Source organism: Polynucleobacter arcticus, from assembly GCF_013307205.1.
In the GTDB taxonomy this organism is placed as follows: Bacteria; Pseudomonadota; Gammaproteobacteria; order Burkholderiales; family Burkholderiaceae; genus Polynucleobacter; species Polynucleobacter arcticus.
In genome coordinates, this window is record NZ_CP028940.1 from 265,574 (window position 1) to 286,459 (window position 20,886).

General features: G+C 45.4%; 31 protein-coding genes. 18 read left to right on the forward strand and 13 right to left on the reverse strand.

Features of this window, described 5'->3' with window-relative positions; all coding sequences use genetic code 11:
* Window positions 1-11 precede the first annotated feature (11 nt).
* Window positions 12-458, forward strand: a complete 447-nt coding sequence (gene nrdR / locus DN92_RS01440; protein ID WP_173959576.1) for a transcriptional regulator NrdR — start codon at window positions 12-14, stop codon at window positions 456-458.
* Window positions 459-463: 5 nt separating this feature from the next.
* On the opposite strand, the gene DN92_RS01445 is transcribed toward nrdR, so the two are convergent.
* From DN92_RS01445 to DN92_RS01480, 8 genes are all read right to left on the reverse strand, one after another.
* On the reverse strand, window positions 464-781 hold the full coding sequence (locus DN92_RS01445; RefSeq protein ID WP_173959577.1) for a helix-turn-helix domain-containing protein: 318 nt from the start codon (window positions 779-781) through the stop codon (window positions 464-466).
* A complete protein-coding gene (locus DN92_RS01450) occupies window positions 774-1,157 on the reverse strand; it encodes a type II toxin-antitoxin system RelE/ParE family toxin (protein WP_173959578.1) in 384 nt (127 codons plus the stop codon). Before DN92_RS01450 ends, DN92_RS01445 begins: the two co-directional genes overlap by 8 nt.
* A gap of 100 nt (window positions 1,158-1,257) precedes the next feature.
* A complete protein-coding gene (gene adk, locus DN92_RS01455; RefSeq protein ID WP_173959579.1) occupies window positions 1,258-1,923 on the reverse strand; it encodes an adenylate kinase in 666 nt (221 codons plus the stop codon).
* A 104-nt stretch (window positions 1,924-2,027) separates the two neighbouring features.
* Window positions 2,028-2,774 (reverse strand): 3-deoxy-manno-octulosonate cytidylyltransferase, encoded by a 747-nt coding sequence (gene kdsB, locus DN92_RS01460; RefSeq protein ID WP_173961223.1) that lies wholly within the window; start codon window positions 2,772-2,774, stop codon window positions 2,028-2,030.
* Window positions 2,775-2,809: 35 nt separating this feature from the next.
* Window positions 2,810-2,989 (reverse strand): Trm112 family protein, encoded by a 180-nt coding sequence (locus DN92_RS01465; RefSeq protein ID WP_173959580.1) that lies wholly within the window; start codon window positions 2,987-2,989, stop codon window positions 2,810-2,812.
* 19 nt (window positions 2,990-3,008) lie between these two features.
* On the reverse strand, window positions 3,009-4,025 hold the full coding sequence (lpxK, locus tag DN92_RS01470; protein ID WP_254598313.1) for a tetraacyldisaccharide 4'-kinase: 1,017 nt from the start codon (window positions 4,023-4,025) through the stop codon (window positions 3,009-3,011).
* A 90-nt stretch (window positions 4,026-4,115) separates the two neighbouring features.
* Window positions 4,116-4,562, reverse strand: coding sequence for an ExbD/TolR family protein (locus tag DN92_RS01475; RefSeq protein WP_173959582.1), 447 nt, complete (start codon window positions 4,560-4,562; stop codon window positions 4,116-4,118).
* Window positions 4,559-5,209 (reverse strand): MotA/TolQ/ExbB proton channel family protein, encoded by a 651-nt coding sequence (locus tag DN92_RS01480; RefSeq protein ID WP_173959583.1) that lies wholly within the window; start codon window positions 5,207-5,209, stop codon window positions 4,559-4,561. The genes DN92_RS01475 and DN92_RS01480 overlap by 4 nt, the downstream gene beginning before the upstream one ends.
* A gap of 314 nt (window positions 5,210-5,523) precedes the next feature.
* Here DN92_RS01480 and xseA point away from each other — a divergent pair, with 314 nt between their 5' ends.
* From xseA to DN92_RS01495, 3 genes are read left to right on the forward strand one after another with little or no spacing between them, the layout of a single operon-like run.
* Window positions 5,524-6,744 carry an exodeoxyribonuclease VII large subunit gene (xseA, locus tag DN92_RS01485; protein WP_173959584.1) on the forward strand — a complete coding sequence of 407 codons (1,221 nt, stop codon included), beginning with the start codon at window positions 5,524-5,526 and terminating at the stop codon, window positions 6,742-6,744.
* A 1-nt stretch (window position 6,745) separates the two neighbouring features.
* A complete protein-coding gene (locus DN92_RS01490) occupies window positions 6,746-8,641 on the forward strand; it encodes an NHL repeat-containing protein (protein WP_173959585.1) in 1,896 nt (631 codons plus the stop codon).
* Window positions 8,613-8,762: a hypothetical protein gene (locus DN92_RS01495; protein ID WP_173959586.1), complete on the forward strand. Its 150-nt coding sequence runs from the start codon at window positions 8,613-8,615 to the stop codon at window positions 8,760-8,762. The genes DN92_RS01490 and DN92_RS01495 overlap by 29 nt, the downstream gene beginning before the upstream one ends.
* Before the next feature lie 90 nt (window positions 8,763-8,852).
* On the opposite strand, the gene DN92_RS01500 is transcribed toward DN92_RS01495, so the two are convergent.
* The 3 genes from DN92_RS01500 to murB form a co-directional block, all read right to left on the reverse strand.
* Window positions 8,853-9,272 carry a helix-turn-helix domain-containing protein gene (locus DN92_RS01500; RefSeq protein WP_173959587.1) on the reverse strand — a complete coding sequence of 140 codons (420 nt, stop codon included), beginning with the start codon at window positions 9,270-9,272 and terminating at the stop codon, window positions 8,853-8,855.
* Between the two features lie 7 nt (window positions 9,273-9,279).
* Window positions 9,280-9,699 (reverse strand): type II toxin-antitoxin system HicB family antitoxin, encoded by a 420-nt coding sequence (locus DN92_RS01505; protein ID WP_173959588.1) that lies wholly within the window; start codon window positions 9,697-9,699, stop codon window positions 9,280-9,282.
* 147 nt (window positions 9,700-9,846) lie between these two features.
* The gene (murB, locus tag DN92_RS01510; protein ID WP_173959589.1) at window positions 9,847-10,899 is read right to left on the reverse strand and encodes a UDP-N-acetylmuramate dehydrogenase; all 1,053 of its coding nucleotides are present in this window, start codon (window positions 10,897-10,899) and stop codon (window positions 9,847-9,849) included.
* A gap of 117 nt (window positions 10,900-11,016) precedes the next feature.
* Here murB and DN92_RS01515 point away from each other — a divergent pair, with 117 nt between their 5' ends.
* The 6 genes from DN92_RS01515 to DN92_RS01540 all read left to right on the forward strand — a co-directional run bounded on the left by DN92_RS01515 (window position 11,017) and on the right by DN92_RS01540 (window position 13,666).
* Entirely contained in the window at window positions 11,017-11,502 is a 486-nt protein-coding gene (locus tag DN92_RS01515) for a YajQ family cyclic di-GMP-binding protein (protein ID WP_046329570.1), read from the forward strand.
* 81 nt (window positions 11,503-11,583) lie between these two features.
* Window positions 11,584-11,883 carry a BrnT family toxin gene (locus tag DN92_RS01520; RefSeq protein WP_173959590.1) on the forward strand — a complete coding sequence of 100 codons (300 nt, stop codon included), beginning with the start codon at window positions 11,584-11,586 and terminating at the stop codon, window positions 11,881-11,883.
* Window positions 11,870-12,145, forward strand: coding sequence for a BrnA antitoxin family protein (locus DN92_RS01525; protein WP_173959591.1), 276 nt, complete (start codon window positions 11,870-11,872; stop codon window positions 12,143-12,145). The genes DN92_RS01520 and DN92_RS01525 overlap by 14 nt, the downstream gene beginning before the upstream one ends.
* A 1-nt stretch (window position 12,146) precedes the next feature.
* Complete coding sequence (gene xerD / locus DN92_RS01530; RefSeq protein ID WP_173959592.1) at window positions 12,147-13,046, forward strand: site-specific tyrosine recombinase XerD; 900 nt, start codon at window positions 12,147-12,149, stop codon at window positions 13,044-13,046.
* A 75-nt stretch (window positions 13,047-13,121) separates the two neighbouring features.
* Window positions 13,122-13,343, forward strand: a complete 222-nt coding sequence (locus DN92_RS01535) for a type II toxin-antitoxin system HicA family toxin (RefSeq protein ID WP_254598314.1) — start codon at window positions 13,122-13,124, stop codon at window positions 13,341-13,343.
* The gene (locus DN92_RS01540; protein WP_173959593.1) at window positions 13,340-13,666 is read left to right on the forward strand and encodes a type II toxin-antitoxin system HicB family antitoxin; all 327 of its coding nucleotides are present in this window, start codon (window positions 13,340-13,342) and stop codon (window positions 13,664-13,666) included. The genes DN92_RS01535 and DN92_RS01540 overlap by 4 nt, the downstream gene beginning before the upstream one ends.
* 22 nt (window positions 13,667-13,688) lie before the next feature.
* Here DN92_RS01540 and vapB read toward each other — a convergent pair whose 3' ends face one another.
* The gene (gene vapB, locus DN92_RS01545; protein WP_173959594.1) at window positions 13,689-13,901 is read right to left on the reverse strand and encodes a type II toxin-antitoxin system VapB family antitoxin; all 213 of its coding nucleotides are present in this window, start codon (window positions 13,899-13,901) and stop codon (window positions 13,689-13,691) included.
* A 93-nt stretch (window positions 13,902-13,994) separates the two neighbouring features.
* Here vapB and plsY point away from each other — a divergent pair, with 93 nt between their 5' ends.
* The 5 genes from plsY (at window position 13,995) to DN92_RS01570 (ending at window position 16,645) form a co-directional block, all read left to right on the forward strand.
* Entirely contained in the window at window positions 13,995-14,651 is a 657-nt protein-coding gene (plsY, locus tag DN92_RS01550; protein ID WP_173959595.1) for a glycerol-3-phosphate 1-O-acyltransferase PlsY, read from the forward strand.
* Window positions 14,651-15,022: an MAPEG family protein gene (locus DN92_RS01555; RefSeq protein WP_173959596.1), complete on the forward strand. Its 372-nt coding sequence runs from the start codon at window positions 14,651-14,653 to the stop codon at window positions 15,020-15,022. The genes plsY and DN92_RS01555 overlap by 1 nt, the downstream gene beginning before the upstream one ends.
* A gap of 86 nt (window positions 15,023-15,108) precedes the next feature.
* A complete protein-coding gene (gene folE, locus DN92_RS01560; protein ID WP_173959597.1) occupies window positions 15,109-15,888 on the forward strand; it encodes a GTP cyclohydrolase I in 780 nt (259 codons plus the stop codon).
* Window positions 15,889-15,954: 66 nt separating this feature from the next.
* Window positions 15,955-16,158 (forward strand): hypothetical protein, encoded by a 204-nt coding sequence (locus tag DN92_RS01565; RefSeq protein ID WP_173959598.1) that lies wholly within the window; start codon window positions 15,955-15,957, stop codon window positions 16,156-16,158.
* 178 nt (window positions 16,159-16,336) lie between these two features.
* Entirely contained in the window at window positions 16,337-16,645 is a 309-nt protein-coding gene (locus DN92_RS01570) for a high-potential iron-sulfur protein (protein ID WP_173959599.1), read from the forward strand.
* Between the two features lie 128 nt (window positions 16,646-16,773).
* On the opposite strand, the gene DN92_RS01575 is transcribed toward DN92_RS01570, so the two are convergent.
* On the reverse strand, window positions 16,774-16,935 hold the full coding sequence (locus tag DN92_RS01575) for a hypothetical protein (protein WP_173959600.1): 162 nt from the start codon (window positions 16,933-16,935) through the stop codon (window positions 16,774-16,776).
* Between the two features lie 133 nt (window positions 16,936-17,068).
* On the opposite strand from DN92_RS01575, the gene DN92_RS01580 reads away from it, so the two are divergent.
* From DN92_RS01580 to fcl, 3 genes are all read left to right on the forward strand, one after another.
* Window positions 17,069-18,598: a mannose-1-phosphate guanylyltransferase/mannose-6-phosphate isomerase gene (locus DN92_RS01580; protein WP_173959601.1), complete on the forward strand. Its 1,530-nt coding sequence runs from the start codon at window positions 17,069-17,071 to the stop codon at window positions 18,596-18,598.
* Window positions 18,599-18,661: 63 nt separating this feature from the next.
* On the forward strand, window positions 18,662-19,792 hold the full coding sequence (gene gmd / locus DN92_RS01585) for a GDP-mannose 4,6-dehydratase (RefSeq protein ID WP_173959602.1): 1,131 nt from the start codon (window positions 18,662-18,664) through the stop codon (window positions 19,790-19,792).
* A gap of 84 nt (window positions 19,793-19,876) precedes the next feature.
* A complete protein-coding gene (gene fcl / locus DN92_RS01590) occupies window positions 19,877-20,854 on the forward strand; it encodes a GDP-L-fucose synthase (protein WP_173959603.1) in 978 nt (325 codons plus the stop codon).
* Window positions 20,855-20,886: the final 32 nt, after the last annotated feature.

Genomic DNA, 20,886 nt, shown 5'->3' on the forward strand with positions numbered 1-20,886 from the left:
GAAAGCATTCATTGCGCTGCCCTTTTTGCCACAACGACGATACCCAGGTACTCGATACCCGGGTATCGGACGAAGGCGATACCATTCGTCGCCGTCGCCGTTGTGCGAAGTGCGACAAACGATTTACTACCTATGAGCGCGTAGAGCTTGCATTGCCAGCGATCGTAAAGAAAAACGGTAGTCGCGTGGATTACAGTCATGACAAATTAGCCAGCTCAATTAAGCTCGCTTTACGTAAACGTCCCGTCTCTTCTGACTCTGTAGATGAAGCTATCGGGCGTATTGAAGAAAAACTACTGAGTCTTGGTGAGAAAGAAATTCCGAGTGAGCGCGTTGGTGAGCTGGTGATGCGCGAGCTCAAGCGCTTGGATAAGGTGGCTTACATTCGGTTTGCTTCAGTCTATCGAAGCTTTGCGGATATTGAATCTTTTGAGAGCGCACTCAAAGAGTTAAAATAATTTTCTTACAAAATAACTTCTAACCCTTTTCTCTCGATTAAAGATAAAAGCTTTAAGGACGTGCCGCTTGGCTTTTTATCTCCAGCCTCCCATTTCTGAATAGTCGACAAACTAGTATTAATTGCCAAGGCAAAGACAGCCTGGCTCAGATGGGTTTTACTTCGTAGCTGCTTAATTCGCTTGGCGGTCATCGGTTTAACCTCTAAGTGCCGTAAGGCCTCAAATTCCTCCATACTTTTTATAGTGATGACGCCGGCTTTATGAAGGCCCTTTACGGTATCCGTCATCTCCTCAATAATTCTACTTTTTGTTTTATTAAGCATTGTTTGTTAACTCCTTTAGTTCTCCGGCAAGGATTGCGTTTTCAATATCTTGATCGGTTAGGTGTAGTAATTTACTTGCCACACCTTGTAAATAAACTAGCTCGTCATCAGTAATATTGTCTTTTTCATTTTTTACGAAACCAAAAATAAAAAACCATTTTCTAAAAATTTTCCCTGCTACCAGCGTTCTTGCCCCGGCCCTTTTACCCATGCCTGGTAGAGCAATTCTTTTCTTAAATACATTTCCACCAAGATCTGCATCAACGAGGCCTGCCTCCATTTCCGCAACTGCGAAGAGTAGATCTCCATCTTTTAACTCAGTTTTTCTCATCCACTTATTAAAAGTTTTTGTCTTAAAGGTACGTTTTTTGGTCATAAAAAACTATACCACTAGGTACGTTATTTAAATAATACCCCTTTTCCTGACAAAGAAAAAGGGCTGCAAAAGCAGCCCCTATAATTAGCGGGTAGGTAAGTTATTTCAAAACTGCAAAAATAGAAGCAGTAATGTCATCAACGTTACCTGTGCCGCTGACCTTGCGATAGGCAGGCGCCGTTACTTTGTCTGAGGCATTACTTTGTACTGCCCAGGTTGAGTAGTAGTCTACAAGTGGACGGGTCTGATCGTTGTATACCTGCAAGCGCTTACGAACCGTTTCTTCTTTATCGTCATCACGCTGAATTAAGTCTTCACCAGTAACATCATCCTTGCCTTCCACCTTAGGTGGATTGAATGTGATGTGATAAGTGCGACCAGAGGCTGGGTGAACACGACGACCACTCATGCGATCGATAATGGCATCAAATGGCACATCGATTTCGAGAACGTAATCGATTGGCACGCCAGCATCTTTCATGGCTTGAGCTTGAGGAATCGTTCTTGGGAAACCATCAAATAAATAACCTTTACTACAATCCGGCTGGGTCAAGCGATCTTTGACTAAGCCAATGATGATGTCATCAGAAACCAGACCGCCAGCGTCCATAATTTTTTTAGCGGCAATACCCAGTTCAGTTCCTGCTTTCACGGCAGCGCGCAACATATCGCCTGTCGAGATTTGTGGAATAGCAAATTTTTCGCAAATGAACTGAGCTTGTGTTCCTTTGCCAGCACCTGGTGCACCGAGCAGAATTAAGCGCATTGTTTTCCCCTTAGAAGGCCTTCATTGTCCCGTATTTTTTCGGGTTCATTGATAAGTAATTCCTAGGATTATCCCCGAGAACTCTCGTATAACCAGAATCTTGGCTAGCTAGCGAAGATGCGACGTACCCGCTCGAGGTCTTGGGCTGTATCAACCCCTGCTGGTGGGGCTTCATGGGCGGTATGAACAGCAATACGGTAGCCATTCCAGAGGGCGCGAAGCTGCTCTAAAGCTTCGGCTTGCTCTGGCGGAGCCGGCTCAAGCCGGGCATAGGCCTGCAAAAAATCCGCACGATAGGCATAAATACCTAAATGCCGTAAGTGAGTCACATTACTGCTTGTTGATGTATCGCGTACAAAAGGAATGCTCGCTCTGGAGAAATAGAGGGCCTCACCGACTTTATTGAGAACGACTTTAACTACATTGGGATTGGTAATCTCCGAAGCATCCACAATCGGGACTGCAACGGTCGAGATTGCGCAAGCGGCATTGTCAGCCAAAGTTTGCGCAACTTGATTAATCAGCTCCGGTGGAATAAGAGGTTCATCACCTTGTACGTTGACAACTAATGTATGTGCCGGCAGTTTTAGTAATTGCGCTACTTCTGCAATTCGGTCAGTGCCTGTGAGGTGGTCTGGACTGGTCAATAAACACTCGATACGGTGTTCGTCACAGGCCGCCTGAATTTCTGGTGAGTCGGTCGCCACCACAACACTCTGTGCATTGGATTGTTGCGCACGTTCTGCCACACGAATCACCATAGGCTTACCGCCAATATCAGCAAGGGGTTTACGGGGTAAGCGTGTGGATCCCAGTCTTGCCGGAATAACCACTAAAAACTCTGGAGACATATTACTCATCTTAGGTTCAATCGATGGCGATTGAATTAATTGCACTCATCAGCCGAGAGGCTGCGCGCCTCATCAACCAGCATTACTGGGATGTCATTCTGAATCGGGTAAGCCAGACGATCTGCCTTGCAAATCAACTCCTGTTTCTCGCCATCTAAATGCAAAGTACTTTTGCATAAAGGGCAGACCAAAATCTCTAGTAAGCGCTTGTCCATATATGATCTTTGCTATCTTTTATAAAGTGTATTGGTTTGGATCAGGTCTTTGCAAAATAGACTGTAGCCAATCTGCTAGTGTATTCGGGAGCTCTAAACTCATGGGAACCACCCAAATGCGCTCATCTTGTATTGAAGTGCATTTTACGGCATCCTTTTCCGTGATGAGAATGCACTCAGCATGAATGGTAGAGAAAAATTCCGGAGTGTAGGTGGCGTGATCGGCTAAACCGATGCATTTGCCTGCGATGCCCTTTTTCAGCAAGTCATCAAAAAATCCCTGCGGATTGCCAATCGCTGCCACGGCCGTAATTTTATTTGGGAGATAAGTGTCGGCAATAACCGCCAACGACTGTTGATTGTCTGGGTGGGCTAGCTGATAGGATGTGCCTAATTGACTCTGGAGAGTAAAGGCACGGCGTCCTAAAAAATATTCAGCAGCAGGATTTGTGGATTGTGAAGCACCAGTCATTAAGGTGGCATCTCGCTCTCGCGATGCTGGCTCACGTAAGGGACCTGCCGGTAACAAAAATCCATTTCCTTCACCGCGTTGATCACGCACTACCAACTCAATATCACGGCCACCTTCTCTTGCGGGCCAGCGTACCAAGCTACGATGTTGCAGACCATCATCACTGATGATGACATTTACAGAAGGGTCTCGCTTGAGGAGCGATCGAATGCTTTGTACTCGCTGAGGATGTACCCAAATCGGAAATCGATCTTGTGTCCGTTTAGCAATCAGCACTGGTTCATCGCCTACAAGTGCTGGGTCGGAAGTGCTACCTACTGAAATCGGCGACCTTGCTGCAGTTGCACCATAGCCTCTGCTGATAATGCCGGGCTTCCATCCCATGCGCGCAAGGCGCTCTGCTAATGCAATGACGATCGGTGTTTTACCGGTTCCGCCTACGCGGATGTTACCCACAATAATGATAGGAACCGCTTGCGTCTGACGCTTTCGGAAATCCAAATCATGGATCAAATCGAGGCCACGATTAATACATCCATAGAGCCAAGATAGGGGCCATAGCACCAGACTAGTCGGCCCACGCCGCTCCCAAAACTGGGGGGCCTTGTTCAAGAAAGAGGATCTCTTAGGTAAAGGCATGTGGGAGAGCTTAGTCTACTTCTTAGTAGTTTGACTACTAAACACAATATTGGATAGATTGGCATCACGCGCCGCCTCTAGTGCGCTCATGACTGCTTGATGCGGCGCTCTTGCATCGGCATCGATGTTTACTTGAATTGCATTATCTTTATTGAGTGTACTTAAGCCATTGATGAGCTGGCTGCGATCAGTCACTTTGCCGTTGATTGCAAAACGCCCATCTCGACTGACGGCAATATGAATTTGCTTGACTGCGGATTGGCTGGCTGAGCCATTAGCAGTTGGTAGTGTGATTGCCAATTCTTGATAGCGGGTAAAGGTGGTGGAGATCATCAAGAAAATCAACACCACCAACAACACATCAATAAAAGGGATGAGATTGATCTCAGGCTCTACAGAAGTAGATTTCACTCCTAGAGAAAATCGCCCATGGTGATGAACGCTGTTATCTAACCAACTCATTTTTGATCCGCGGGATTGATGTGCTTGGGATACAGCTTTTTAAATAATTGACGGGTAAATTCTTCACACTCATGTTGGCGTTGATTTGCCATGGCACGTAAACCACGCCAGGCAGCCAGAGCGGGAATTGCAATTAAGAGTCCAAAGGCAGTGTTGTAAAGCGCCACTGAAATACCATGCGCGAGTTGTTGAGGGCTACCTGCGCCACCATTGATGGCGCCTTGACTGCCAAAAATCTCAATCATCCCCACTACCGTGCCAAAGAGTCCTAGTAATGGTGCAACAGTGGCAATTGTGGCGAGGGCGCCTAGATAACGATCGAGCTTTAACCAGGTGGTCTGGGCGCAAGCTTGCAACTCTTCTAGGGCGGCATCCGCTGAATTTCCGGCTAATTTTTCACGTAGGATGCAGGCAAAGAGGGGTCCTGATGGTGAAAGCTGACTGATGGCGCTAATTTCAGCCTCGGTGACATCTTTTTGCTGTGAAACGGTATTCGCCAACCCAAAGACAGATGCAAGACTATCTTTAGGAAAGACGTGAATTTGACGCAAATACCAGGCCCGTTCGATAACAATGGCTAGGCCAATAACGGAGATGATTAGTAGGGGCCAGATGGGCCAACCGGCAGACAGTAAGATTGAGTACATAAGCTCAGTACTTTAGCTGAATTAAAAACTGGTTTTCATAAAGCGATCCTGTGGATAACTCTGTGCAAAACTTTTTAGAAAGCAAGCTGTAAGTCCTTGATTGATGGTGAATAGGGCTTATTTTGAGTGAAATGATTCAAAATACTTTGTAAAAATAGTGTATATGAATCATGTACTTAAGTATGCTATGCTGGATTTATGAGACGATCTGGGTCAGTAATTGCTTACTTGTTGAGCTTAGATCAAGGGTTAATAGGTCTCTGTGGATATTTATTGGCCTTCGAGCCTAATAGCTGTGTAAAAGAAGAGAAAAAATGTCGGAAATACAAAGAGAAATTCTCAGTGTTGGCGATCTGAACCGCGCCATTGCTAGCTCTTTAGAGGAGCGTTTTGATACCGTTTGGGTTAGCGGGGAGATTTCGAATTTCAAGGCTTATGACAGCGGGCATTGGTACTTTTCTCTGAAGGATGAAGAGGGGCAGATTCGTTGTGTGATGTTCCGGGGTCGCAATGGACAGGTTGGCTTTATGCCCCAATCGGGGGATTTGGTGGAAGTCGCCGCCAATCTGGGGTTTTATGTGCCCAGAGGGGATATTCAGCTCACAGTGCAAAGCATGCGCCGTGCTGGCATGGGCGGTCTATATGAGGCTTTTCTCAAACTCAAGGCGAAGTTAGCGAATGAGGGCGTATTTGATGCTGAGAATAAACAATCCATTCCGACCCATCCCAGATCGATTGGCATTATTACTTCACCACAGGCGGCAGCTTTAAAAGATGTCCTGAGTACATTGGCCAGAAGAGCGCCACATATCCCCATCGTGATTTACCCAACCCTAGTGCAGGGTCCGGATGCACCAGCCGGAATTATTTCCGCACTCAAGGCAGCCGAAAAAGAAAATGCCGTAGATGTCATTTTGTTGGTGAGGGGTGGCGGCAGTATTGAAGACCTTTGGGCATTTAATGATGAGCAGCTTGCTTACGCTATTGCAGCTTCACCTATTCCAATTGTGAGCGGTGTCGGTCATGAAACAGATGTCACTATTGCTGACTTTGTTGCAGACTTGCGTGCACCCACCCCTACGGGCGCGGCAGAGTTGGCTGCACCAAGGCGTGATCAACTATTGCAAGAGTTAGACGCCATCATGCAGGCGCTCTTACAAAGAGTAAACCAACGCGTGGAGCGTGAAGCGCAAACCTTAGATCAATTGGCCTTACGTCTGAGTCATGCTTTGCCCAATCCAGATCGTATGCGAGAACAAATTCAGGGATGGCAGAAGCGGCTCAATCAAGCATGGCTGGTCAGAATGGAAAACTGGAAGCGGGATCAAGGCCACTTCCAGTCTCAGCTAGAAATGCTCAATCCACAAAGAACCTTAGAGCGCGGCTATGCTGTCATTCTGAGTAAAAATAAAGCAGAATTACAGGCGGTACGAAAGCCTAGTGAGCTTCAGGTGAAAAATATCTATCAAGTGCAATTGGCGGAAGGTCAAGTAGAAGTTCAGTTTTCGGAAGTCAATCAACTTGAAAGTAAATGAGATGAAAAAGCAGATTCAAAAATGTACTGCACTGCTGGGGATACTATTTTTGGCTGCGATGCTAACTGGTTGTCCAAGCAGCGGCTCTGGTAATAGCACCGTCATTTATGGCATTGTCAGTACTGGTGGAGGGTCAACGCCGATTGCCATCAGCGGTGCCGCAGTAACGATTTATCAAATCGACTCTGGGGTATCTTCGGCTCTTGCTCAAACTACGTCAGATGGCTCAGGTAATTTTTCTGTAAAAATACCCAGCAATTCTGCTAATACAAGCAGTAATCCCATTACCTACTATGCAGTTGCAAACAAGTCTCCCAGTATTCAGTTCATTGCGAGCTTGGGTACAGGCCCTCTTACTGCAGTACGGATTAACGAGCTTACTACCGTGGCATCAGCCTATGCTTTTGCCCAATTCTTTCGTAATGATTATTCGATTGGGGGCAGCGCTCTGCCTATAAGTATTGCAGCGGGCATGGCTGAGAATTTGGTTTCCGCAGAATCGGGCACTGCTGCTAACGTCATTCGAACTTCACCGAATGGTTATGAAACCAATACCTGGAGTGCGCTTGGTACGCTGGCGAATGTCTTGGCAGGGTGTACTCAGGGTGTAGCTAATGCCTGTACCAACTTATTTGCCTTAACCCCTTCAGCAAGCGGTGTTACCCCAACGAATACCTTGCAAGCGATGGTGAACATCGCATTAAATCCTACCGTGAATGTCAGCGGCATTTATGACCTAGGGAATGTGGTGACAAGCTATACGCCAGCGCTGACTACTAACCAGGGGCCTAATTCCTCAGCGCCACTACAAAAGCTCGATGCTTGGACAATGGCGGTCAAGGTCAACAACACTGGCAGCAGCGGCTGCCCATTCGGTGGCCCCGGTAATGTGGCGTTTGATATTAATGGATATGCGTGGATTAACAATAATGTGATCCAAGGAACACCCAATTCTTCAAATTGTTTAATAGTGCTTAAGCCCAATGGTCAGGCAGCTAACGGGATTGCTAACACTCCCATCTCACCGATCACTGGCGGCGGTATTTTGGGTTCAGGGTTTGGAGTTGCGGTCGATAAACTAGGATACATTTGGTCAGGCAGTTTTGGCTGGGGCAATAATGTGCCGACTAGTGGAGCCGTAGCAAAGCTATCTTCACTCGGGGTGCCAATTTCTCCTGCCGCAGGTTATACCTCAGGCTTGTTGAGGGTCCAAGGCACTGCAATCGATCAATCCAATAATGTCTGGATGGCGAGCTATGGTAACAGGGCCGTCGTGGTGTATCCCAATCAAACGACAACACCGATCAGTTATGAAGATAATAATATCGAGCCTTTTGGTATGGCCATTACGAGCGATGGCTATGCATGGGTGAGCTATACAGGATCAGATACGGTTTCTAAATTGCGTTATAGAAATGGCGGTGTTTCGAAATTATTTACAGTTTCTCTGCCGAGCGGTAGCAATCCAAAAGGGATAGCAGTAGATTCTCTTGGCAATGCTTGGGTAGCAGCAGGGGCAACGTCTACGGTATATGCCATCAACTCCAGCGGCACGATTGTGGGAACCTATACAGGGCAGGGCATTAATGGCCCTTGGGGCATTTCATTGGATGCCAAAGGAAATGTTTGGGTGTCAAACTTTGGGACTAGCAGTCCTAGCTTGCGCTACAGCATTGTGCAATTGTGTGGAGCGACCGGAAACTGCCCAACCGGAGTCGCTATGGGAACGGCGATGACTCCAAGTACTGGCTTTACCTTACCCTCTGGGGGGGAGTCAGGTATTACTAAACTCTGGTCAGCCTTTGTATGGAACAGGAGCGCCACCGTCTTATTTGCCATTAATGCGATTAACGTCAGTGAATGCGGACATGGCCGGAAATATTTGGGCAGCGAATAACTGGAAGCCTGCTGGATTAAATGATGTGCTCTTAAACCCTGGTGGTGATGGCATGGTCATTTTTGTTGGAGTGGCAGCGCCGACTAAGGCGCCTAGCTTGGGACCAGCACAAGCACCTTAGTTTTTCAGCTACTAAAGTGATTTTCAGTATCAGAGAAAAATCTTAGGAAGTGCAAGTGATGTATGCCGTGTGCAATCCAAAGAAGCTCAATCAACAGGCCCGATCGAAAAATACGCCTGCTGGCACCTTAAAGCGTTTTGCCAAAGCATTTATTTGGCGGACATTCAGTTCGCGAGCACCAGAAAGAATTTGAGAGATAACGCTTTGATTTCCGACCTCGGGTAAATCGGACTGTTTAAGCCCATGCTCCTCCATCAAAAATGAGAGAAGTTCTTGGGGTTTTGTATCTGGCACATTAAAGTGCTCCAAATCATATGCCCGAATTAATTCGCTTGTCAGTTCAAATAAATTGAGAAGAGAATGTTTTTTAGATGAGCCGATGATATCGCTCAGCATATCTGCGAGCTCAACCATCTTCCGGTATTGTTTTTCGGAGTGAATCTGATGCGATTGAGCTTGCATAGTGATGCCAGTATTTTGTTGCGGTTGTTTGAAACTAATTTCGATCATTACATCATTAGACGGCTACTGTAATTTCAATATGACATCCAAGAACAGTAGCAGCAGCTTCAATCTGATCAAACTTAGATGAGTGTTTTAAATCAAATAATCTATCAATTTGAGGCATATGCCAGCCTAGGCTACGTGCTAGTTCGGCTTTCTTAATTCCTTGATCCATCATCGCTTGATATTCACCTAACTTTGCGGACTCTAGTGCAGAGGGGCTAACAAGCTTTTGCCCGCGCTTAGCTTTGCTAGGCTTGGGCAGTGGCTTACGTGCATCAACATAAAAAGATAATCCTGTTTCCAATGCATCCACAGCATTAGAGAGCGCATCGGCTTCAGTTTTGCCAAATGTAATAGCTTCTGGTACATCTTTAAATGTAACAAGAAGATCTCGACCATCTTTGGTAATTGTTGCTGGATACTTAAACATGTAACCCCCCTTTATTTCAAGCCTAACTGTCGTTTGTTTGACGGTATAAACTTAGACGGCCTGAGAATTTGGACATTTAATATTGTCTAGGATTTGAATAACCCGAAAGCAAAGAGGGTAGGAAGGCTTCTCCTTGCGAAGGAACAGCTAAAGAATATTTGGCTCGATTTCGAGTTCTACGCCGAATTTATCCAACACTTCTGTCTGAATACGTTCTGCTAGATTTAATATGTCAGCAGATGTGCCGCCACCATGATTAACCAGCACTAGCGCTTGATTTTCATAAACGCCTACAGCGCCGACACGCTTGCCTTTAAAGCCGCATTGATCAATTAACCATCCAGCCGCTAACTTTCGCTTGCCAGTGGTATCCGGGTATGACACGATATTTGGAAATTGCTCAATCAATCGCTGGTGCTGTTCCTTATCCACGATTGGATTCTGGAAAAAACTACCAGCATTACCAATTACCTTGGGATCTGGCAATTTCATCGATCGGATAGCGCAGACGGCATCAAAAATTTGCTTAGCAGTTGGAGTAGAGTTTGTGTTTGTGTTTGTGTTTGCGAATTGCTTTGCCAGATCGGCGTATTGCAATCTCGCTTGCCAAGCTTTGGGGATTTTAAAAACGACCTTGGTCACGATCAATCGATTGGGATTTTGCTTGAAGTAGCTATCGCGATAGGCAAATCGGCATGCTTCTTGCGGGAGAGTGACAAAGGCATGAGCCGCAGAATCAAATGCTTCGATGTTGTCAATGTATTCACCAATCTCCAGGCCGTAAGCGCCAATGTTCTGAATAGGGGCTGCACCAACCGTTCCAGGTATGAGTGCCAGGTTCTCAAACCCTGGAAGGTGGTGTTCTAGTGTCCAAGCGACCAATTCATGCCAGTTGACCCCGGCACCTACCGCTAGCCATGTACTTTGTTCATTTGATTTGATTACTTCCTGCCCCAGAATATTAATGAGTAGGGTTGCTCCAGGTAATGCGTCTGGAAGGATCACATTACTGCCACCACCCAATACACGCCAGGCCAGTTTCTGATCACTCAACTCCTGCATTAGGGGCGGTAATTGCTCTGCAGAGCTAATTTCATATGCCAATTCCGCTATTGAATCCAAGCCAAAGCTATTCCGGTGCTTGAGTCCCAGATTGGGAGTCAATTTTGCTGGATGGGGCGCATTTTTCGCGGAGTTCATGCCACAATCTTATTCGTGTTCGAGTTTCTGTTCGTAATTTATGAAAAAACTTGAAAAGTAACAATGCAATGATTGAATTTGCAGAATTGAATACCCAGATTATTTAAGGAGTTTGAGATGCCCTCATTTGACGTAGTGTGTGAGCCAGACATGATTGAATTGAAAAATGCAATCGAGCAATCGAATAAAGAGATTACCAATCGCTTTGACTTTAAAGGCTCCGATAGCCGGGTTGAGCAAAAAGATGAGACTTTGATCTTGTTTGGAGATGATGACTTTAAGTTAGGTCAAGTTCGCGATGTTCTCTACGGCAAGATGGCTAAACGCAATGTGGATGTGCGCTACCTGAAAGACGACAAAAAAGAGACTATTGGCAGTGATAAGCGCAAGCAGACAATGAAGATTCAAAAAGGGATTACTTCAGAGTTAGCTAAAAAAGTAGTGCGCATCATTAAAGACAGCAAGATCAAAGTGCAGGCGAGTATTCAGGGGGATGCGGTTCGTGTAACAGGCACTAAGCGCGACGATCTGCAAGAAACCATGGCAATGCTCAAGAAGGAAGTATCCGAGGCCCCATTAGGCTTTAATAACTTCCGTGACTAATTCTCTCTAAAAGAGTAATTGGGTATCGTCTCAATACCCACTTGCAGATTGCAGTAATGTATATTATAGTAATATACATTAATGATCGATTTTCAAAAAATAGTTGGGTTTCAGTGGGATGCGGGCAATGCTTACAAGAATCACAATAAGCACGATGTTTCTCAAGGTGAGGCAGAGGAGATTTTCTTCAATCAACCTTTATTGATTGAGGGTGATGAGAACCATAGTTATGTGGAGAGTCGGTTTCTCGCTTTAGGCATTACGAACACCATGAGACTTTTATCAATTATTTTTACTCTGCGTAGTCAGGAAACCCTGATTCGCATAGTTTCAGCAAGATCGATGAGTAAGAAAGAAAGGGCGTTCTATGAAAAAGCCTAACAAATTAGCCATTCCATCCTTTGGGGATGAAAAAGAGGAGCGCATTTTTTGGGAAAAAAATGATGCTGCTGATTACTTTGATTTATCAAAAGCTAAACGGGTAACCATGCCCAATTTGAAGCCCACAACAGCTTCTATATCTCTACGCCTATCCCAAAGTTTTCTCGAGGGTATTAAGTTGCAGGCTAACAAGATTGATGTTCCCTACCAGTCTTTGATGAAGATTTGGTTAGCAGAAAAGTTGGAAGAGGCTACCAAGTAATATGCAACCCGCAAGCCAAGAAGCTATTGAGCGCTTCTGCGATGCTTGTTGGCTGGAAGATGGTTTGGCAAAAAACAGCTTATCTGCCTATCGCCGAGATCTATTGCTCTTGGCCCAGTGGCTGAAACAGGATTCTGGTATCGATCTCTACGGCGTTGCAGAAAAAGATCTCACTGCATACATCGCACATCGCCGAGCTGATAAGGCGACTACTGCCAATCGTCGCTTGACGGTATTCAAACGCTTTTATCGCCATGCCCTGCGCATGAACTTGGTTAAAAGTGACCCTTGTATTGGTTTGCGTGCCGCCAAGCAAGCATTGCGTTTCCCGAAGACCTTGAGTGAAGATCAGGTCACTACCTTGCTCAATGCCCCTGATGTAGAGACAGCACTGGGATTGCGAGATCGCACCATGTTGGAGTTAATGTATGCCAGTGGTTTGCGTGTTTCTGAGATCGTGGCATTAAAGACAGTTGCATTGGGTCTAAATGAGGGTGTGATCCGAGTTGTGAATGGTAAGGGTGGCAAGGAGCGTTTGGTGCCATTTGGTGGTGAGGCAGGGCAATGGTTACGTCGCTATCTAGCGGATGCGAGAACGCCATTACTTGAAGGCAAGACCTCTGATGCGGTCTTCATTGGGCGTCACACTGGCACAGGCCTCACTCGTCAAGCTTTTTGGGCGCTGATAAAGCGCTACGCTACCATCGCTAATATTCCAGTAGCCTTATCTCCGCATACGCTGCGACATGCCTTTGCTACTCATTTACTCAATCATGGTGCAGATTTAAGAGTTGTGCAGCTACTTTTGGGACATGCCGATATCTCTACTACTCAGATATATACCCACGTGGCCAGAGAGCGCCTCAAGTCTATTCATCAGCAGCATCATCCGCGCGGCTAGGGGTTTCAGATTGATATCATTTTATGATATCATTTAGGTAATGAATAGCAAACACCAAAAAACTCTACAGGCAGAGTGTTTGCTAAACCCACTTCTGCAACGATAGAGTGGAGAAAGATTGAATTATTGTTGATAGCAATTGGTAGTCAATGTGTTGAAGGTGAGGGATCTAGGGTAAGCTTTTTAATAAATAACCACAGGCTGGATCTGCATAGGCCACACCCCAGTAAAGAAGCAAAAAGGTATCAAGTAAAAGATGTTCAAAGTTTTTTGGTCCTAATAGGAGTTAAGCCATGAACAAGCCGCTAAGTTACAAGAATTACTCTGCCAACGTTGAGTTTGATGCAGATGATCGTATTTTTGTCGGTCACTTGACTGGCATTACAGATATCGTCTCTTTTCATGGCGAGTCTGTTTCGGAGTTAATTAAAGCCTTCGAAGCGGCGGTGGATGGTTACATCACTATGTCGGAAATGCATGGTGTAAAGCCACAAAAACCATATTCTGGAAAGTTGATGTTGCGCATTTCACCAGAAATTCATGCGAAAGTAGCAAGAACTGCTGAGGCATCAGGAAAGAGTATTAATGCCTGGGTCGCCGATGTATTGCAGGCTGCGTAATAGAGAGCTCGCAGTATAGTTTTTACTCTCCACACTCCTTCATGAAGTCATCAGACACGGATGGCCCGTTTAAGAAAAAGTTATCCCAAGTGTTTGCTAAGGGTGAAATGATTCTCTCATGACCGCGAATACGGACAATGACCTGTTTCACTTTATCTGGCAAGCAAGCCTCGGTGGGTAACCTGACTGCTTGACTCTGATTGCAAGTAAGTACAGTCGAAATGACTATTGGCATGGCACCTCCTCATACATTCAACACTACTGTAGCAAAAATCTTACTTCTGGATAGTTAAAAACCATTATTTGGAGAAGTGTTTAAGATAGCACAATGAATTTCTCCTTAGATCTATTGCTGATTCCAGCTGCCTACCTGATTGGTTCCATCTCTTTTGCGGTAGTGGTCAGTAAGTGCATGCGCTTGCCCGACCCCCATTCTTATGGCTCAGGTAATCCCGGCGCTACTAACGTTCTGCGCACAGGCAATAAGCTTGCAGCCGTCCTTACACTCATTGGAGATGCGCTAAAGGGTTATTTTGCAGTGATGCTAGCGAGAGCATTGCTCGGCGATGCAGCTTTGACATCGACACTCAATTCTTGGTTATTGTGCGGGGTGGTAGTAGCAGTGTTCCTGGGTCACCTGTTCCCAATTTTCCATGGCTTTAAGGGTGGTAAGGGTGTAGCTACAGCTTGCGGCATCTTGTTTGGAATTAATTGGATCTTAGGTTTAGCAACTCTGAGTACTTGGATCATTGTTGCGACATTCATGCGCTACTCATCACTTGCTGCGCTAGCTGCTGCTGTATTCGGCCCTGTTTACTTTATATTTTTATTTGGTTTTCACCCAATGGCGCTTGCCTTAGCGGTGGTAAGCGCATTATTAATATGGCGCCATCGTAACAATATTACTAATCTCCTGAATGGGACTGAGAGCCGTATTGGTTCAAAGAAAAAAGCTCAAGCAGAGCACTCAACTAAAGGACATTGATGACTATCGCCTATTGGTGCATTCTGTTTATGGGGCTATTTCCGATTGTGGCAGCAGGGATTGCCAAAAAAGGTTTTGAGGGTTATGACAATGGCATGCCAAGACAATGGCTTGCTCAGCAGACAGGCTTTCGGGCGCGAGCGAATGCTGCTCAAGCAAATTTATTCGAGTCTCTTCCTTTATTCTTTGCTGCAGTGATCATCGCATCGATGGCTAACGCGCCACAAAATAGGGTCGATTTATTAGCAATGGGATTTGTACTGACGCGTATTGCTTATCTGATTTGCTATTTAGCCAATTGGCCAACTACGAGGTCAATCGTTTGGCTTGCTGGATTAGTGTGTGTCGTGGCGATCTTTTTTCAGATCTAAATCCATTCACCAACCCTTGCTGAGATAGCCCCTCAAAAAATCATCTTTTAATTAGTATAAAAAATTCATCGAGACAAAAAATATTTATGGCCACTAAGAAAATTGCAACAAAGTCAGTTGTTAAAACACCTGTCAAGAAAGTTGCCAGCGTAAAGCCTGTTAAGGCAGCTACTACAAGTAAGAGTGAAAGTGGTACACCGTTGTCGGTAGTGATTCGTCGACGTATCGAGGCTCAAAAAGCACGCTTTCATGCAAATGACAATATTTCTAAGTTTATTCAACCAGGAGAGCTAGAGGGCTTGGTGGATGAGGTTGCACAGAAGATGCAGGCAGTCTTAGAGAGCTTGGTTATTGATACTGAGAGTGACCACAATACTCAAAATACCAGTCAACGTGTTGCCAAAATGTTTGTTAAAGAGGTCTTTAATGGTCGCTATGTTGAGCAGCCTTCCTTAACGAAATTCCCGAATGTCAGCCGCCTTAATGAGTTGATGATTATTGGGCCCATTACTGTTCGCAGTGCTTGCTCTCACCATTTCTGCCCCATCATGGGCCGGGTTTGGATTGGCGTCTTACCTAATAAAGAATCTGCACTCATTGGTTTATCGAAGTACTCGCGCTTAACTGAATGGATCATGTGTCGACCACAAATCCAAGAGGAGGCAGTGGTGGAGTTGGCAGATATGCTAGAGAAAAAAATTAAGCCTATTGGGGTTGCTATCGTCATGGAAGCAGACCACTTTTGCATGCAATGGCGCGGTGTTAAAGACCCTAATTCGAGGATGATTAACAGTGTGATGCGCGGAGCGTTCTTAAAGGACTCGAATTTGCGTCGTGAGTTTTTATCTCTTTTAGATAAGAGGTAAGAGACGAAAGACAAGAGAAGAAAGACAAGAGACAAGAGATGAGAGACCAGGGTAATTAAAGAGAAGATGACAGCACTACTTAGCTTGTTGATGAGCGCAGTCTTGTTTGGGTGCTCTTTATATCCGGACGTCAATCGTGACCCCGCCAAAAATAATCAAGCGACTTTTCGACAAGATGCCGTAGATTGTGCTCGAGCATATCCAGAGTCGGGATCTGGGACTCATATTAAGCAACGTATTGGCTGTATGAATCTAAAAGGTTGGCGCTAACGACATCTCGTAAGTCTGTGGTGCATCCAGTGCAGTTGGGTACTTTCTTGGTTGAGAACAGTTCTCAACAAAATAGCTAAGTAAATCAATAGCTTGGGCTGCCCATAGCTGAGTAATTTGATCTGCTCTATGATCCATTTAGTGCATTCTTTGTTCTATTTCACTTTCTGGAGTTCATATGAAAAATAGTCGTCGCCAATTTATGATTTTGTCTGCTGCTGGTGCTTGCACATTAGCTTTGAACGGTCATGTTCAGGCTCAAGCCATGCTTGCTGAAACTGATCCACAAGCTGTTGCTTTGGGTTACAAGGCTGATGCCTCCAAAGTGGATAAAGCGAAATATCCTAAATACGCTGCAGGTCAAATTTGCAGCAACTGTGCCTTGTATCAAGGTAAAGCAGGTTCTGCCGCTGGTGGTTGCTCTTTGTTTGGTGCTAAGCAAGTTGCTGGCCCAGGCTGGTGCTCTGCTTACGCTAAGAAGGCTTAAGCTCTGCTGACAGTTTGAGTATTCAGTAAAAATGGCTGCCCTACGAGGCAGCCATTTTTTTTACTTATTCTGGCCATTTCTGGAGAACAGCTCCCGCGGCAAGCTGGGAGTCTGATTGTACTGCTTGATTATTGTTGCTTAGTGGCTGCAATCGACAAAATGCAGTCCTTGATACCGTAGTTGTGATATTTCCCGGCATTTTCCTTTTTAAGGGATTGGGCGCACTCCAAAACAGAGTTGCGAACATTGGTTTTGGGGGTGGCATTGGTGGTCATAGTACGAATTCTCATGATCTATTGGTTTGGTAAAAACTGCTTTTAGAGCATATTCCAAAAAATCGAGTGCTGCCTAATAAACCTATAAAATTAATACCTATTTACTTATTTGTCTATTAAAGCGAAAGCGCGAAGTCCTATTTACTATATGACCCAAGTCATCCCAGCCACCCCAGTCATTCTTTGCGGCGGATCCGGTACACGGCTATGGCCTTTATCGCGCTCGGGCTTTCCGAAGCAGTTTTTAGTGCTTTCTGGGGATAACTCCAGTCAGAGTTTGTTTCAACAGGCAATCGAGAGAATTCACTCTATCGGAAGCACTCAGATTCAATTGGGTACTACCTTGATTGTGACCAATGAAGACCATCGCTTTTTAGCTTTGGATCAATTGCGAGAACTCAAAGAGGTGCGAGCTACCTTATTGCTTGAGCCATCAGGCCGCAATACTGCTCCAGCACTGACCTTGGCAGCATTCTGCGCAATGGATGGCGAGCTGAATGAGCAGATGAATGAGCAGATGAATGCGCAGGGTGGATCCCATGATCCTATTTTGATCATCACTCCAGCTGACCAAACAGTCAAAAATTCAATAGCTTTTACTAAAGCCTTGCAAGATTGTGTGGCTCTGGTTGCTAGCGATACGACTAATCAAACGATTGCCATTTTAGGTATTACGCCAACTGCTCCTGAAACTGGCTATGGTTACATTCGTCGTAGTACTGTAGTTGGATCTCATCATGAATACACAGTGGAAGCGTTTGTTGAAAAGCCGGATGCCAAGACTGCCCAAACCTATTTAGAAGACGGTAACTATCTTTGGAATAGCGGCATGTTTGTCATGCGTGCGAGCACTTGGCTTGCCGCTTTAAAAGAATTCCGTCCCGATATTTTTGGTGCAACTGAAACGGCTTGGGTTGGTAAGACGACAGATCAATCAGGTCAAACTACTTTTGTACGTCCGGACAAGGTAATTTTTAATACTATTCCTAGCGAGTCGATTGACTATGCGGTGATTGAAAAGTGCCCCAAATCCAATTTTTCCATCAAGATGGTTGAGCTCGATGCCGGCTGGAATGACCTGGGTGCATGGGATGCCGTATGGCAAGTGGGTCAACAAGATGGCGAAGGTAATGTCACTTCTGGTGATACGTTACTGAGTAACACCAAGAACTCCTTGATTCATGCTAGCACCCGTTTGGTGAGCGCAGTAGGAGTGGAAAATTTGATTATCGTTGAGACGGCAGATGCCGTATTGGTGGCCGATCGGTCCAATAGCCAAGATGTGAAACACATCGTCAATCAATTAGACACACAGCAGCGGGAAGAAAAAAACCTCCACCGTAAAGTTGCGCGCCCTTGGGGTTGGTACGACAGTGTGGATGAAGGCGAACGATTTAAGGTCAAGCGTATTCAGGTGAAGCCGGGGGCGAGCCTCTCTTTGCAAATGCATCACCATCGTGCCGAGCACTGGATTGTGGTTAAAGGGGTTGCAGAGATTACCAATGGTGATCAAGTGATCACATTGACTGAGAATCAAAGTACGTATATTCCGCAAGGACAAACCCATCGCTTAGCCAATCCCGGAACAACTCCTTTGGAGATTATTGAGGTGCAGTCTGGGAGCTACTTGGGTGAAGACGATATTGTGCGGTTTGAAGATACCTATGGGCGTAGCTAAGAATTACCAGAAAAATGATTAACGATGTAGATTGAAAAACTAGATAAAGAAACTAATAAAGTTATGACCACTAAACAAAAAGTAGCTCTCATCACCGGTATCACTGGCCAAGATGGTTCCTACCTTGCCGAGTTCCTTTTAGAGAAAGGTTATATCGTTCACGGTATTAAGCGCCGTGCCTCTTCTTTTAATACCGAGCGCATTGATCATCTGTATCAAGATCCCCACGTTAATCATCCAGACCTCATTCTGCATTACGGTGATTTAACGGATACCAGTAACTTGGTGCGCATTATTCAAGAATGCCAGCCTGATGAGATTTATAACTTAGGTGCTCAGTCTCATGTAGCGGTATCTTTTGAATCTCCTGAGTACACGGCAGATGTCGATGCGATGGGCCCACTCCGAATGCTTGAAGCTATTCGGATCTTGGGTTTGGAGAAAAAGACCCGCTTTTATCAAGCCTCTACTTCTGAGCTCTATGGCTTAGTGCAAGAAATTCCGCAAAAAGAGACTACCCCGTTTTATCCACGTAGTCCTTATGCAGTAGCAAAGCTTTATGCCTATTGGATTACCGTGAACTACCGTGAAGCCTATGGCATGTATGCATGTAATGGCATCTTGTTTAACCATGAGTCTAAGCGCCGTGGTGAAACCTTTGTAACCCGTAAGGTCACTCGTGGTTTAGCCAATATTGCACAAGGTTTAGAGAAATGTCTTTACATGGGCAATATTGACGCCTTACGTGACTGGGGTCATGCCAAAGACTATGTCCGTATGCAGTGGTTGATGTTGCAACAAGATAAGCCGGATGATTTTGTGATTGCGACAGGTGTGCAGTTCACTGTTCGTGAATTCATTACCCGTAGCGCTAAACAGTTAGGCATCACCCTTAAATTTGAAGGAAAGGCCGAAAATGAACAAGCTATTGTTGCAAGCATTGAGGGCGATAAAGCACCAGCACTAAAAGTGGGCGATGTGATTGTGCAAATCGATCCACGCTACTATCGTCCTACTGAAGTAGAGACCCTCTTGGGTGATCCTACTAAAGCCAAAGAGAAGCTGGGCTGGGTTCCAGAAATTACGCTAGATCAAATGATTGTCGAGATGGTTGCCAACGACTTGGATCAAGCTAAGCAACATGCCCTACTGAGTAAGCATGGTTACTCTGTAGCAGTGGGTAAAGAAAACTAAGAACTAAGAACTAAGAACAAAGAACAAAAAGTAAAATCAAAAAAGATAAAAAGATAAAAAGATAAAAAGATAAAAAGCATCAGCATGAGTAAAGATCTGAATCAAAAGATTTATGTTGCCGGCCATCGTGGCATGGTGGGTTCTGCCATTGTGCGTAATCTTCAAGCCAAAGGCTTTACTAATATCGTTACCCGCACGCATAGCGAGTTAGATCTGACCAATCAAGCCGCTGTAGAAGCGTTCTTCCAGACTGAGAAGCCTGATCAAGTCTATTTAGCGGCTGCTAAGGTGGGTGGTATTCATGCGAACAACACATTTCCGGCCGAGTTCATTTATCAAAACCTCATGATGGAAGCCAACGTGATTCATCAGGCTTTTGTCAGTGGAGTCAAAAAACTCTTGTTCTTGGGATCAAGTTGCATATATCCAAAGCTGGCCCCGCAACCGATGAGTGAGTCTGCCTTATTGACTGGAACGCTTGAGCCAACCAATGAGCCTTATGCCATTGCCAAGATTGCGGGCATTAAATTGTGTGAAAGCTACAACCGCCAGTATGGTCAAACTCACGGAATAGATTACCGCTCAGTCATGCCGACTAATCTCTATGGTCCTGGGGATAACTACCACCCTGAAAATAGCCATGTGATACCCGCACTCATCAGACGGTTTCACGAAGCAAAAATACATCAATATCCTGAAGTGGTTATCTGGGGGACGGGGAAGCCCAAGCGCGAGTTTTTGTATGTCGATGATATGGCGGCTGCTTCGGTATTTGTGATGGACTTAGAAAAAGAGATTTATGAATCCCATAGCAACCCAATGGAAAGCCACATCAATGTGGGCTACGGTAGTGATGTAACGATTGCGGAGTTGGCACGTGAAGTGGCCAATGCGACTGGGTATGAAGGGGGGATTAGCTTTGACTCTAATAAGCCGGATGGCGCCCCACGTAAATGGATGGATTCATCAAAATTACATGGTTTGGGATGGGCTCCACTGGTAGAGTTGCCGGTAGGATTGCAAAGCGCCTATCAAGCTTACCTTGCCACATTAAAACTGTAGTAATCGGGTTACTGTGAATATTCAATTTGGAC